The sequence below is a fragment of the Streptomyces sp. NPDC007872 genome, from assembly GCF_042868165.1.
Taxonomy (GTDB): domain Bacteria; phylum Actinomycetota; class Actinomycetes; order Streptomycetales; family Streptomycetaceae; genus Streptomyces.
In genome coordinates, this window is sequence record NZ_JBIAEA010000012.1 from 69,124 (window position 1) to 81,381 (window position 12,258).

13 protein-coding genes are annotated in these 12,258 nt (G+C 71.5%); 4 read left to right on the plus strand and 9 right to left on the minus strand.

Annotated elements, in window-relative coordinates; translation table 11 throughout:
- Positions 1-43 precede the first annotated feature (43 nt).
- The 6 genes from ACFYNX_RS31365 to ACFYNX_RS31390 all read right to left on the minus strand — a co-directional run bounded on the left by ACFYNX_RS31365 (position 44) and on the right by ACFYNX_RS31390 (position 4,313).
- Complete coding sequence (locus ACFYNX_RS31365) at positions 44-787, minus strand: glycosyltransferase (protein ID WP_388666402.1); 744 nt, start codon at positions 785-787, stop codon at positions 44-46.
- Complete coding sequence (locus tag ACFYNX_RS31370; RefSeq protein ID WP_388666404.1) at positions 784-1,437, minus strand: class I SAM-dependent DNA methyltransferase; 654 nt, start codon at positions 1,435-1,437, stop codon at positions 784-786. The genes ACFYNX_RS31365 and ACFYNX_RS31370 overlap by 4 nt, the downstream gene beginning before the upstream one ends.
- On the minus strand, positions 1,434-2,243 hold the full coding sequence (locus ACFYNX_RS31375) for a PIG-L deacetylase family protein (RefSeq protein ID WP_388666406.1): 810 nt from the start codon (positions 2,241-2,243) through the stop codon (positions 1,434-1,436). The genes ACFYNX_RS31370 and ACFYNX_RS31375 overlap by 4 nt, the downstream gene beginning before the upstream one ends.
- A complete protein-coding gene (locus ACFYNX_RS31380) occupies positions 2,236-3,225 on the minus strand; it encodes an acyl-CoA dehydrogenase (protein ID WP_388666634.1) in 990 nt (329 codons plus the stop codon). The genes ACFYNX_RS31375 and ACFYNX_RS31380 overlap by 8 nt, the downstream gene beginning before the upstream one ends.
- Positions 3,226-3,473: 248 nt before the next feature.
- Entirely contained in the window at positions 3,474-3,620 is a 147-nt protein-coding gene (locus tag ACFYNX_RS31385; RefSeq protein WP_388666409.1) for a hypothetical protein, read from the minus strand.
- A 105-nt stretch (positions 3,621-3,725) separates the two neighbouring features.
- Positions 3,726-4,313, minus strand: coding sequence for a hypothetical protein (locus tag ACFYNX_RS31390; RefSeq protein ID WP_388666412.1), 588 nt, complete (start codon positions 4,311-4,313; stop codon positions 3,726-3,728).
- A gap of 223 nt (positions 4,314-4,536) precedes the next feature.
- On the opposite strand from ACFYNX_RS31390, the gene ACFYNX_RS31395 reads away from it, so the two are divergent.
- Positions 4,537-4,728: a hypothetical protein gene (locus tag ACFYNX_RS31395; protein WP_388666415.1), complete on the plus strand. Its 192-nt coding sequence runs from the start codon at positions 4,537-4,539 to the stop codon at positions 4,726-4,728.
- A 160-nt stretch (positions 4,729-4,888) separates the two neighbouring features.
- Here ACFYNX_RS31395 and ACFYNX_RS31400 read toward each other — a convergent pair whose 3' ends face one another.
- The 3 genes from ACFYNX_RS31400 to hxlB form a co-directional block, all read right to left on the minus strand.
- On the minus strand, positions 4,889-5,869 hold the full coding sequence (locus tag ACFYNX_RS31400) for a zinc-dependent alcohol dehydrogenase family protein (RefSeq protein WP_388666418.1): 981 nt from the start codon (positions 5,867-5,869) through the stop codon (positions 4,889-4,891).
- 72 nt (positions 5,870-5,941) lie between these two features.
- The gene (locus tag ACFYNX_RS31405; protein WP_388666421.1) at positions 5,942-6,691 is read right to left on the minus strand and encodes a triose-phosphate isomerase; all 750 of its coding nucleotides are present in this window, start codon (positions 6,689-6,691) and stop codon (positions 5,942-5,944) included.
- 12 nt (positions 6,692-6,703) lie between these two features.
- Positions 6,704-7,312 carry a 6-phospho-3-hexuloisomerase gene (gene hxlB / locus ACFYNX_RS31410; protein ID WP_388666424.1) on the minus strand — a complete coding sequence of 203 codons (609 nt, stop codon included), beginning with the start codon at positions 7,310-7,312 and terminating at the stop codon, positions 6,704-6,706.
- Between the two features lie 853 nt (positions 7,313-8,165).
- Between hxlB and ACFYNX_RS31415 the strand changes: the two genes are divergently transcribed.
- The 3 genes from ACFYNX_RS31415 to ACFYNX_RS31425 are packed head-to-tail and all read left to right on the plus strand — an operon-like array spanning position 8,166 to position 12,245.
- Positions 8,166-8,972 carry an HAD family hydrolase gene (locus tag ACFYNX_RS31415; RefSeq protein WP_388666427.1) on the plus strand — a complete coding sequence of 269 codons (807 nt, stop codon included), beginning with the start codon at positions 8,166-8,168 and terminating at the stop codon, positions 8,970-8,972.
- The gene (locus ACFYNX_RS31420) at positions 8,959-11,247 is read left to right on the plus strand and encodes a glycoside hydrolase family 65 protein (protein ID WP_388666430.1); all 2,289 of its coding nucleotides are present in this window, start codon (positions 8,959-8,961) and stop codon (positions 11,245-11,247) included. Before ACFYNX_RS31415 ends, ACFYNX_RS31420 begins: the two co-directional genes overlap by 14 nt.
- Positions 11,244-12,245, plus strand: a complete 1,002-nt coding sequence (locus ACFYNX_RS31425; protein WP_388666431.1) for a sugar phosphate isomerase/epimerase family protein — start codon at positions 11,244-11,246, stop codon at positions 12,243-12,245. The genes ACFYNX_RS31420 and ACFYNX_RS31425 overlap by 4 nt, the downstream gene beginning before the upstream one ends.
- Positions 12,246-12,258 lie beyond the last annotated feature (13 nt).

The following is a 12,258-nucleotide window of genomic DNA, read 5'->3' on the forward strand; positions in this document are numbered from 1 at the left end:
CGCACGTCGGCTCACCGGCACACAAGAGGCGCACGAGTTGCTGTTACGGGGGGCCTGAGCCGCTGCGTTCTGCGGCAACCTCCTCGGACCGCTCGCCCAGTGCCTTCAGGAACGCGCCGAATCCGTGCGGTGCGCGTGGAGTGGTCCGTCCGGAGGTGGTGACGGGACAGGCGTCCGTGCGCAGTACGCGGGTGTCGGGGGGCAGGGCGGCGACGAGGGCGTGGTCCTCTCCGTACGGCACGGCGGGGAAGCCGCCCGCCCGCAGATAGGTGTCCGCGCGGATGCCGAGGTTGGCCCCGTGCACGTGGGGGTGCACCCAGCCGGGCCCGTCGCGGCCGGCGAAGTAGTGCGCGTCGTGCAGCGCCCGTACCGGCGGGGCGAGGGACGGATGGGGGGCGATGCGGACGGTGCCGACCAGGCACTGCCGGCCTCGGCGGGCGTGGTGCAGGTGGTGGACCAGCCAGTCGGACGGGACCCGGCAGTCGGCGTCGGTGGTGGCGATCCAGGTCTCCTCGGGGCGCGTCCCGCAGAGCTCCAGGGCCCGCGCCACGGCGGCGGCCCGGGCGGCACCGGCCATCCGGTGCGCGACCTCCACCACGTCCGCTCCGTGCCGGACCGCCGTGGCCGCGGTGGCGTCCGTGCAGGCGTCCGCCGCGACCACGACCGTGCACGGCGGGAACGCGGCGAGGCGCCGGGCGCGGTGGACCGAGCGAAGCGCCGCGGGAAGGTCCGCGGCCTCGTCGTGCGCCGGCACCGCCACGACCAGTGCGCTGATCGTGACGGTCACACCAGGCCCTCGGCGGCGGCCGGCGAAGGCGGCGGGGTGCCGTCGGGCAGGGGACGGGTGTACGTGCCGAGGGCGAAGTCGGGGTCGGCGAAGCCGGGCCCGGTGACGAGTCCGGGCACGGCCTCCAGGTACGGGCGCAGCTGCTCGCCGGTCAGCCGGTGCTCGGGCACGGGGTGGTTCCAGTGCACGGTCACCAGCGAGCCCCCCGGCTCCAGGGAGGCGACGGTCTGGTCCAGGATCTTCTGCATCTGGGCGTCGTCGAAGTAGTACAGCAGCTCGGACAGCACCACGAGGTCGAAGCGGCCGGCGGGCCACTGGTCCGGTACGACGAGGTGCTCGACGCTGACGTGAGGCTGGTCGCGGTTGCGCGCCGCCGCCGTCTCCACCGCCCGTTGCACCCGGTCCGCCGCCACCACCTCGTCGCACCGTCCGGCCAGCATCCGGGTGAGCACTCCGGCGGAACAGCCCGGCTCGAACGCACGGCGGTAGCGGCGCCGGGGCAGCGCGGCCAGCGTCAGCGCGTACTTGCGCTGCTCGTACCAGCGGTTCGCCAGATCCCAGGGGTCGGAGGCGTCCGCGTACATGCGGGCGAAGTAGCTTTCCGGCGTGGAGGATCCGGTGTTACGCACCGGCGGGCCCGCGTCCTTCATGCGGTGTCTCCTTCGACGAAGACGGTTTCGAAGAGGCGTTGGTGGTGGTCGAGCTCGTCCGGTGGCAGCACCACGCCCGGGTGGTCGACGAGCGGCGCGATCTGCGTGCGGAAGCACCGCACGGCGGCCTTCTTGCGGTTCAGCAGCTCCGTGGTCAGCGGCAGGCGGCGCAGGCGGCCCCAGGGCACGCGGGCGTCACCGGGAGCGGCCCAGTGCCACATCCACACGGGGTACTGCCACAAGGGAACGGCCGCAGCGGCCGCGGCCGTCCTCGCGGCCCGGCCCGCCGCCTCGTGGTCGGCGTGCAGATCGCCGCTCCACGGAGCCACGCACAGCCCTGCCCCCGTTTCCCGCACCAGCTTCTCCACCCGCGCGGCGACCAGGTCCTCCGCCTCGTCGACGCGCGTGTCCGCGACGCCCATCCGGTACCGGAAAGCGGAGTCGAGGCCGAGCACGTCCAGTGCCTCGGCCAGCTCCCCCCGTCGTACCCGAGCCAGTTCGGGCGGGGGCAGCACCCGGCTCCCGGGATGTGAGCCCTCCCCGTCCGTCACCGTCAGCACGTGCACCTGTCGTCCCGCCGCCGCCAGCCGGCTCGCGGTCCCGCCGAACCCGAGGACCTCGTCGTCGGGGTGGGCCGCCACGACGAGCACCGGCCCGTCGGGCAGTACCGCCTCGGACCAAGGTTCGCGCCCGGCCCACGCGGCCCACACCTCCTCGGCGGTGCCCGCGGCGTCGATGGCGTCGGCGGCCCGTCGCCGGTCGGCGGAGATCACAGGGGGAAGATCGGTGGAGGGCCGTTCAGCCATCGGTCCCCTCCTTCGCGGCGGCCGTGTCCGCCGTCTCCTCCGTCACCAGACGGCCCAGCGCGGCGAGATCGCGTTCGGCATGGTGCTGGCGGATGTAGACGGTGAGGTCGGCGACCCGCTGGGCGTGCTCGGCGTCATGGCACAGCGGCCCGGCGCCGAGCGCCCGGCCGACCTCGTCCAGTACGCGCGCGCAGACGTCGGCGACCAGGGCGCGCACCCGGGCCGCACGCAACTGGGCGGGCGGACCGTCCTCCAACGGCTCGGCGTCGATCGCGGCCGCGGCGGCGTCGAGCGCCCACTGCGCACTGTGCAGCAGGACGTCCACGGCGCCCAGGTGGGCCGCCAGCAGTGGGTCCGGCGCGCGATGACGTGCCGCTGCGAACAGCGCGTCGGCGACGCCCCGGGCGCCGCCCAGCCAGCACGCGGCGACCCCCACCCCGCCGTGGGCGAAGCCGGGGCGCCGCAGGTAGGCGTCCACACCGCCTATCGCCCGGGCCGGCACCGCGGTGAAGCGCACGTCCGGGGTGTCGCTCCCCGCCATGCCCACCGCGCGCCACGTGCCGGCGACCGGGGCGTACCCCGGGTGGCCGGTCGCGACGGAGAACAGCCGGTACCCGTCGTCGGTCTCGGCGGTGACCAGCGCGTGCGTACAGGTGTGCGCACCGGAGCAGTACCCCTTCAGCCCGTCGAGCAGCCAGCCGCCGTCTCCGTCCGGACGGGCACGCAAGGTGGTCCCGGGCGGTCGCGCTGCCCACACCCCCCAGCGTTCTCCCACGGCCGGTGCAGGTGCGCCGAGCTCGTGCAGGATGGCCGTGGCGTCCGCGTGCCCTTCTGCCAGCCGGGCGAGTGAGAGGTCCGCCCGGCCGAGCGACTGCAGCGCTGTGAACCGCTCCTGCGTGCTGCCCGAGCCGGGCAGCGGCAACCGCCCGGCTCCGTCCTCCGCCCACCGAGAGAACCTCTCGGCGGCGACGCGCCCCGCCATGCCGGTCGAATCCAGATTCGGGCTCGTGTTCTGGGATGTCAGAGAGGTCGCCATGATCTACGGGTACACCCGAAGTCAGTTCTCATGCATCGCGAACGCATCATCCTGATGGTCCGCTCGCGAGCCCTCGGCAGACAACCGGCCGTGCAGGACGGCCGACAGCGGTTCTGCGGCATCCGGAGCCGGTCTGCAGCCGTTCGGATGCAGATCAGGCTGCTCGGCGCCTCCCTGACCGCAGTCGCGTGCGGTCAGGGAGTGAGATCCAGGACGCGGACGAGTTCGCTCTTCCGGCGCCCTGGGCCGGTGGTGGCGACGAGCGCGTCGTCGGGCTGGCCGGGGGTGGGCTGGACGGCGTGCCGGGCATGGACCCAGGTGGCCTGTTGTCCGGGCTGCATCGCGGGAGGCCGTTCGACAGTGGCGGCCTCGGCGACCGCCTGCCCGGCAGCGGTCGCCGAAGGCGCGAGCGCATGTCTTCGCCTGCCCGTGCCCCGGCCTCCGGGTCAGGCTGCGGGGGTGCCGCGGGTTCGGGTGCGGGGGCGGTCGGTGGAGAGCACCGCCCAGACGCGGCGGCCGTCGTCGGAGGCGTCGGTGCCACAGCTCGTGGTGCCGGGGACGGCGGCAAGGCCGGCGAGGACCGTCTCGTCGGGCACGGCATCGGTGTGGCTGAGGACGGCGACGAGGAGCATGCCGTCCTGGTCGGCGAGGTGGACGCTGATGCGCCGGCCGTTGTCGGCGGCGGTCGCCCCGACGAGGAGGCGGACGGTCCGCTGAAGCTGGTCGTCGTCGGGGTGGGCATAGCCCCAAGCGCGGACGATCGCGGTGACCTTGGTGACGGCCTGGGCGGCGGTCCACGGATAGGCGGTGAGGGCCCAGTTCGCGGCACGCCGGTTGCGAACGCTCATGCGGGGCCGACGGATCTGTACGCGAGCCTGTCCGGGGCCGGGGAGTGGCAGGGAGGTGGTGACGGGCTTCGTCGACGGGTTCGGCCGTGGGGGCTCGACGGGCTTCTTCTGTGGGGGCGGGGTGCGGGGAGGGTAGGTCGGCGGCAGCTTCGGGCCCTTGCCGTCCATGGGCAGCGGTTCGTTCATGGCGGCCTCCTTGCACTCCCGGCCATCCTGGCAGCGCAGACCGCCTTCGCGCGGCTGATTCGCCAAACCGGCGTTGTGAAGCCTGCACACCGAGCTCGGGAACATCGCCGCCCGTCTCCCCGGCCCGGGACGACGGCGAGCAGCACCGTCGGCGGCGGACGGCCGGCGTCTTCGGGGCAGGCCTTCCGGCCGGAACGGCCCAGGGCCGCAGCTCGACCACGGTGTGCTGCTGTGGGCCGTCGGCGTGGCCGCCGCCGAGGTCGTCGCCCACGGTCACACCTGGGAGTGGCCCGTCATCCATGCCGCCGACCACGACCACTTCCGCACCCCGTCGGCCGTCGGTGACCTGTCCCACGGCCACATCACGATCACCGTCTCCGGCCGCTCCCTGATCGCCCTGCTCGTCGTGCTGTAGGAGACCCGCTCCACCAGCAGACCGGCCCGACGGCGTGGAGGGAAGGTCGCACCCGTCCAAGTGCCCCAGGACGGTACGGGTGTCAGGAGGGGCACCAAGGCGAAGCCGCCCGCCGGGGAGGGCTCCTGGTGGGATGCCGCCGTACGGGTACGCGGCCGGGTCAGTGCCGGACGGTGACGACGATCTTTCCCACGTGGGTCCCGGACTCCAGGTGCCGATGGGCTTCGACGATGTCGGTGAGGTCGAAGGTGGCGTCGACGACCGGATGGAAGACGCCCGTTTCCAGGCCGCTGTCGACGTAGGCGACGGCGTTTGCCAGCCGGTGGGGGTCGGTCGTGACCTCGAAGACCGCGTAGGTTCGGGTGGACAGTGCCGGGAATCGCTGTGCGTTGGGCAGGGGGGTGGGGCGCGGGTCGAGGGCGCCGTAGACGATCAGGCGGCCCCCGGGGGCGACGCAGCGGGCGAGGATGTCCACACCAGGTCCTGCGACCGGATCGAAGACGGTGTGGACCCCTTTGCCGCCGGTGATCTCGGCGACCTGCTCGGGGAGGTCCTCGTCGTCGGTGACCACGACATGGGCGGCCCCGGCGTCCAGGAGGCGCCGGCGTTTGGCGGCTGTGCGGGTGGTGGCGATCGGTACGGCGCCCAGCCGTCGGGCGGTCTGGATGGCGGCAAGGCCGACGCTGCCCGACGCGGCGGTGAGCAGGAGGTGGTCCCCTGGGCGGGTGCGGCCGTCCTCGACCAGGGCGCCGTAGGCGGTGAGGTGTGCCATCCACGAGGCGGCCGCGTCGACCGGTGTGCGGGAGGCGGGGCGGTGGACGGTGGCCGCGGAGGGGACGAGGATGTGGTCTCCGTAGGTGCCGTAGTCGTTCTGGGAGAAGGCGGGCAGCACGCTGACGGGGTCTCCGTGGGAGAAGCCGGTGACCCCGGGCCCGGTCTCCAGCACTGTTCCGGCCGCCTCGTAGCCCAGGCCGGAGGGCAGCGCGGGCTCGTAGAAATATGTTCCCTGGCGGAACATCACCTCGGCGCGGTTGAGTCCGATCGCCTCCACCTTCAGAAGGAGTTCTCCGGGGCCCGGTGGAAGCAGGTCCACCTGGTGCAGTGCGAGGACTTCCGGTCCCCCGGTCCTGTCGAATGTCACGGCTTTCGCCACGGGAACCCGCTTTCTCGCGCTGAGGGGCGTGGGTCGGAGGATGGACGGTACGGAACGGGATCAGGCGGGCGGGCCGAGGAGTTCGGCCGTCACCTCCCGGAGCATGCCGGGGTCCTGAGCCGCTCGGCCGATCGCGACGCCGTCCCAGTCGGCGGTCGTGCGCAGCCGGGTGTAGGTGCCGGGCAGGACGGCCCCGCCGTACACCAGCCGGGTGTCGGTCCGGCCGGGGAGGGCGGCGCGCAGCGCGGCATGGACGGCCGCGGTGTGTCCGGGCCCGGGACCCTGGTCGGCACCGATGGCCCAGAGCGGTTCGTACAGGACGATGGCGGGGTCGGCGGCGGGGACTTCCGCGAGGGCCGCGGTCGTCTGCGCGCTCACGTGCGCCGCCGCCTGCGCGGTGTCGATGCGGTCCTCCTCCCCGACGCAGACCACGGGCGTCATCGCGTGCCGGGCCGCGGCGGCGGCCTTGCGCGCCACCAGGGCGTCGTCCTCACCGAAGAGACGGCGGCGGTCCGCGTGGCCGATCATGACGTGACTGCAACCGAGCTCGGACAGCAGTTCGGCCGACACCTCACCGGTGAAGCCGCCCCGTTCGGGCCAGACGTCCTGGGCCCCGACGCCCACCCCGCGGGTGCTCAGCCGTGCTCGTGCGGGCTGGATCAGCGGAGAGGGCAGACACACGAAGAAACCCAGTGAGGCCAGGACGGACGCGTGGGGAAGCAGCGTGTCGTCGATCCATCGGAGCGTCTGCGCCTGGTTCAGGAGCATCTTGGTGTTGGTGAAGGTGAGCGGTTTGTGCGGGGCCGGCATGAGGCCTCCCGGTCATTCGAGGTTGGTGTGCCGCGCGAACATCCCGTCGGGATCGACGCCACGGGTGGTCTCGATCACCATCACCAGACAGTCGAAGAAGACGAAGGCGCCCTGCTCGAAGAGAGTTCCGATGAACTGAGTCGAAGCTTCGGGGATCCGGTCCTGGCTGTACTCCCGCAGCAGCACCACCACGTCGGCGCGGTTCGCGAGACGGGAGTCGACCGCCGCCGTGACCACCGCAAGACGTGCTCCGGCACGGCTTGCGGCTTCGGCCACCGCGAGCACGGTGGGCGTCTCGCCCGACCCGGAACACGCGATCAGCAGATCTCCCTCCCCCACCGCGGGAGTGGTGACGTCGGAGACAACGTGGACGTCAAGTCCCAGGTGCATCAGGCGCATGGCGAAGGCGTCGACCACGAGCTTCGACCGGCCCGCTCCGACCGTGAACACCCGGTTCGCGGCGTACACCGCGTCCACCAGGGCCTGAGCCGAGCTCTCGTCCGTGGTCGACAACAGCGCGTCGACCTCCCGCGCGATGATCCGCCGGGCTGTTCCGAAAGGTCCGTCCGTGCCGATGACGACCTTCGACGGGGCGGACGGGTGCTTTGACTGGTCGACCATGAGCTGCTGATCACGCTCCTACGTGCCGGCGGTGCGTCGGGGGCGGTACGGGTGTCTCTCGTGTTCGGTGAGGAGGTGACGGACCGCCCCGAAACGACCGGGAGCGCCGGTAGCGGTGCTACGTGGAACTCCTGCTGTTCCGCACGGGCCGAGGCGGAGAGGCCGGACGGCGGCTGGCGGCTGACATGTGAGCCGCCCCGCTCAGGTTGCGCCTTGTCCGAGAGAGATCACCATGGTCCGATCCGCTCATCCGCGCACACCTGTAGAGGTCATGGACCACGTGTTGCCGGGCCGCGAAGGATTACAAGGACCGCGTTTTGACGGTGACTTGCAGGCGCGTTTGACCATGATCAGGAAATTGTGTACCACCGTGAGCACTGATTCGAGCGGGCGCACACTGCCGTGCGCCCCCCCTTTTTTGCCCTGCTCACGAAGTGGACGCGCTACGACTCCTCGGGGTCGGCAAGAAGTCTTGGCGCATGATTGGGGTCGACACGGTTCAGCCTGGAGGAGATCATTTCCAGGAGGATCTTCCTCCTGGAAGGACCGAGGGCTTCATCAAACTCCTCCGCCACGGGGTTCCGAGACGGAAGATTCAGCACGTCGTTGCAGTTCAGAGCTACTCAAGGTGTCGTGTTGAGCCAGGAGGAAAAGAGACTCGACGAGCGTCTCGCCGAGCCGCCGGGGTGCGAAAGAAAGGGATGATTAATTAACATGCGACACACTGATCCATAAGAACCACACCCGTGATTCATTTATCGTACTTATTAAGAGTTTCTCTCGCCGGGGTTTCTTTCTCCCGGCGCCGGGAAATCGTGATCGAGTGAGTGGATTAGGATTTCTTCCTCCGGGCGTGCGTGCCTGCGTCTTCGACCTCGACGGGGTCGTGTCGAAGACGGACTTCCAGCACCGTCAGGCGTGGAAAAGAACCTTCGACGAATGGGATGCGGCGTCCCATCAGCCGTCGGTCGAGCCGTTTTCTGTGACCGACTACCTCGAGCACGTGGACGGTCTCCCGAAGGAGAGTGCCGTCCGCTCCTTCCTCGCCTCCCGCGCCGCCGGACCGGCGAGTGACGACGAGTGCTCCGTCTGTCGTTCCCCCGCCTGCCGCGACCGCGGTCGCGACTCCAACGCCGACCCGGACCCGGTGACCGTCAGAAGGCTGGTCCAGCGCAAGTCCGCGCTCTACGAAGAGGCGATCCGCGACGGGTTCGTCGAGGCCTATCCGGGGACGGTGGTCCTCCTGCGCGCGCTCCGCGAGTGCGGAGTGGCCACCGCGGTCGTCTCGGCGAGTACCCACTGCGCCCGGATTCTCGACACCACCGGTCTGCGGCCGCTGTTCGACGTGCTGATCGACCGGACCGCTGCGACACGGCGTGCCCTGGCCGGCAAGCCGAGTCCCGACACCTTCCTCGCCGCCGCCCGGGACCTCGACGTACCTCCCGGCGCGTGCTGCGTCTTCGAAGACGGTCCCAGCGGCCTGCGGGCCGCGGTCGCCGGAGGGTTCGGCCGGATCGTGGCGGTCGACCGGTGCGGCCGTCCCGACGTGCTCCTGCGGTGCGGGGCGCACCAGCTCGTCCACGACCTGGGTCAACTCGTGCCGCCCATTCTGCCCACGCACGTGCCCGATGGACCGGCCGCGCCCCATGCGACATCGTGAAGAGGGCCCCTTGAAGGGGACGACACCAGCGCGCTCGCCGCACCGGCGGCCCTCACCGCCGGCGGTTCCGGTCCAAGCGCGACGCATCGCGGACGACGACTGGAAGTGGTCCTTCCAGGGCCCCGCGTCCCGGGCCGAGGAGGAGCAGGAGCGGGAGACCCTCTGCACTCTGGGAAACGGCGTGTTCGCCCTGCGGGGCGCCGCACTCGACGTCCGCCGGGGTGCCGGACACTATCCGGGCACGTACGCGGCCGGCTGCTTCAACAGCACCCGGTCCAGGATCGCCGGACAGGGGGTCGACGCCGAAGCCCTGGTGAACCTCCCCAATCCCCTGCCCCTGCGCTGCCGTGTTCAGGACGGCGACCGCCTCACACCCGACACCGCCCGGATCCTCGACCACCACCAGGAACTCGACCTGCGCCACGGCCTGCTGCGACGCTCCTACCGGCTGCAGGATCGCGAAGGCAGGCACACCCGCTTCGAAGAGGTCCGTCTGGTCCACATGGCGCGCCCGCACCTGGCCGCCGTGCGGCTGACAGTCACCGCGGAGAACTGGTCCGGCACCCTGCTGATCGACTCGGAGATCGACACCGACGTCCTCAACACGCAAGTGGAGCGCTACCGCGCCTTCGACGGCCGTCACCTGACCGGCATCGAAACCGGCTCCGAACCGGACGGAGGGCGTGGTGGCGGCAGCAGGCCGGTGAACTGGGTGAGCTGTCACACGACCACCACGTCCCTGGCCGTGGTGGTAGCCACCCGTACCCGCGCCACCGCGGACGGGAAAGCCTCCGTCCGGGCCGTGGAGCCGTTCGCCGCTCAGGACGGTCGGGCGGTCTTCGGCTGCGAGATGAGCCCCGGCCGCACGGTGACCGTCGACAAGACGATCGTCGTGAGAGTCGCGCGACTGCTCTCCCTCGACCACCTACGCTCCCTGGCGGTGCGCGAAGTCCGCGGCGCGCCTGCTTTCCCCACCCTCCTGCGCGATCACCGCGCCGCCTGGAAGCGCTTGTGGAGCCAGGTTCCGGACGCGGGACCGCCCGCCGAGCGGCGCACCCGCCGCCTCTACCGGTTCCACCTGTTACAGGTGATGTCGCCGCACAGCAGGACACAGGACGTCGGCGTCCCTTCCCGGGGGCTGCACGGCGAGGAGTACCAGGGCAGGATCTTCTGGGACGAGGCGCCCGTGCTCGACTGGCTCGGGCGGCACTTCCCGCAGACCGCCCGGGCAGCCCTGGACTACCGGAGCCGACGCCTGCCCGCAGCCTGCCGGGCGGCCTCCGAAGAAGGACTTACCGGCGCGCTCTACCCCTGGCAGAGCGGTCACGACGGCCGTGAGGCGACCGTGCCCTGGGTCCTCAATCCGCTCAACGGCCGCTGGGCGCCCGATCACACCCGGCTCCAGCGGCACGTCGGCGCCTCCCTGGCACACTGCGTCTTCCGCTATGCCCGAACCACCGGCGACCAGTCCTACCTCCAGGGTCGCGGCGCGGACATGGTTCTGCAGATCGCCCGTTACTGGGCCGCCGCGGCCCGCCACGATCCCGAGGACGACCGGTACCACATTCACGAGGTCATGGGACCGGACGAGTACCACGACGCCTACCCGGACGCCAGGGACCCCGGGCTGAAGGACAACGCCTACACCAACGTCCTCGTCTCGACGGTCCTGCTGCGCGCCACGGCCCTGTGGGAGACGCTGCCCCCCGTACGGCGCGAGGAGCTGGAGCGCTCCGGGAACATCACCGAGGACGAACCGGAGAGATGGCTGGACGTGTCGCGCCGCCTCGCCGTGCCCTTCCACGACGCAGTGGTGTCCCAGTTCGCGGGCTACGCCGAACTGCCCCCGCTGCCGTGGGACGCATGCCGGGAGCGCTACGGAGACCTGAGCCGGCTGGACCGTCTGCTGGACACCGAGGACGACCACCCGCGCAACTACCAGGTCGCCAAACAGCCCGACACCCTCGCACTCGGCTGGCTCTTCACACCCGCCCGCCTCGCGGCCGCCTTCGCCCACCTCGGATACGCCCTCGACGCGGACACCTGGCGCCGAACCGTGGAGTACTACCTCGAGCGCACCACGCACGGCTCCACGCTCAGTGCTTCCCTCCACGCCCACGTCCTGGCGTCCATCGGCCACCCCGCCGCGGAAAGATTCCGGCGCCGCGCCCTGAGCGTGGACCACCGGGGCGACGGCAACGCCGTGTACGGCATCCACTTGGGCGCGATGGCCGCAGCCCTCGATCTGACCGACCACCGGGAGGGGACGCCGTGAACCGTCCGATCGCCCTGACGACCGTCCAGTGGACGGACGTGCCCCTGTCCGACCTGTGCCGGCACGCCGCGGACTGGGGCTACGACGCCCTCACTCTCGCCTGCCATCCACGTCACTTCGACTCCAAACGCGCCCGCTCCGAACCCGAGTACATCGACGAGGTGCGCGAACTGCTGCACGGCTACGGGCTGCGGGTGCACGCGCTGGCCGCCCACATGCTCGGCCAGGCGGTCTGCGACCCGGTGGACGTCCGGCACCGGCGGATCCTGGACGCGGACATCTGGGGCGACGGCGTGCCCGAAGGGGTGCGCCGCAGGGCGGCCGATGCGATGACGGCTCTCCCGGCCGCCGCGGCCCGCCTCGGCGCCGAAACCGTGGTCGGGTTCACCGGATCCCCGGTCTGGCACATGTTCACGCTCTTCCCGCCGGTGGACCAGACCGACATCGGCGCCGGATACGCGGAGTTCGCCCGACGCTGGCACCCCGTCCTCGACGCCTTCGACGATGCCGGCGTGCGCTTCGCCCTCGAAGTGCACCCCACCGAGATCGCCTATGACTACTGGACCACCGCCCGCGCCCTGGACGCCATCGGCCACCGGCCCGCCTTCGGCCTCAACCTCGACCCCAGCCACTTCCTGTGGCAGGGCCTGGACCCCGCCGTCTTCGCCTACGACTACCGCGAACGCCTCTACCACGTCGACCTCAAGGACGCGGTCGTGCGGCAGGACGGCCGGTCCGGCCGTCTCGGTTCCCATCTTCCCTGGGGCGATCCGCGCCGCGGCTGGGACTTCGTCTCCCTCGGCCACGGTGACGTGGACTTCGAGAACCTGATCCGCACGCTCAACGCGATCGGATATGACGGCCCGCTCTCCATCGAGTGGGAGGACGCGGGCATGGACCGCATGAGAGCCGCCCCACAGGCCCTGGCCCGCCTACGGGAACTGACCGAGGTCCGGCCCGGCCCGAAGGCGTTCGACTCCTCCTTCACCGACCGCTGACCGATCCGTGCCC

Coding starts and splice junctions, on each gene's coding strand:
- ACFYNX_RS31370 (WP_388666404.1), bottom strand. CDS start 1,437: ATGAAGGACGCGGGCCCGCCGGTGCGTAACACCGGATCCTCCACGCCG.
- ACFYNX_RS31375 (WP_388666406.1), bottom strand. CDS start 2,243: ATGGCTGAACGGCCCTCCACCGATCTTCCCCCTGTGATCTCCGCCGAC.
- ACFYNX_RS31380 (WP_388666634.1), bottom strand. CDS start 3,225: ATGGCGGGGCGCGTCGCCGCCGAGAGGTTCTCTCGGTGGGCGGAGGAC.
- ACFYNX_RS31385 (WP_388666409.1), bottom strand. CDS start 3,620: ATGCAGCCCGGACAACAGGCCACCTGGGTCCATGCCCGGCACGCCGTC.
- ACFYNX_RS31390 (WP_388666412.1), bottom strand. CDS start 4,313: ATGAACGAACCGCTGCCCATGGACGGCAAGGGCCCGAAGCTGCCGCCG.
- ACFYNX_RS31405 (WP_388666421.1), bottom strand. CDS start 6,691: ATGCCGGCCCCGCACAAACCGCTCACCTTCACCAACACCAAGATGCTC.
- hxlB (WP_388666424.1), bottom strand. CDS start 7,312: ATGGTCGACCAGTCAAAGCACCCGTCCGCCCCGTCGAAGGTCGTCATC.
- ACFYNX_RS31420 (WP_388666430.1), top strand. CDS start 8,959: ATGCGACATCGTGAAGAGGGCCCCTTGAAGGGGACGACACCAGCGCGC.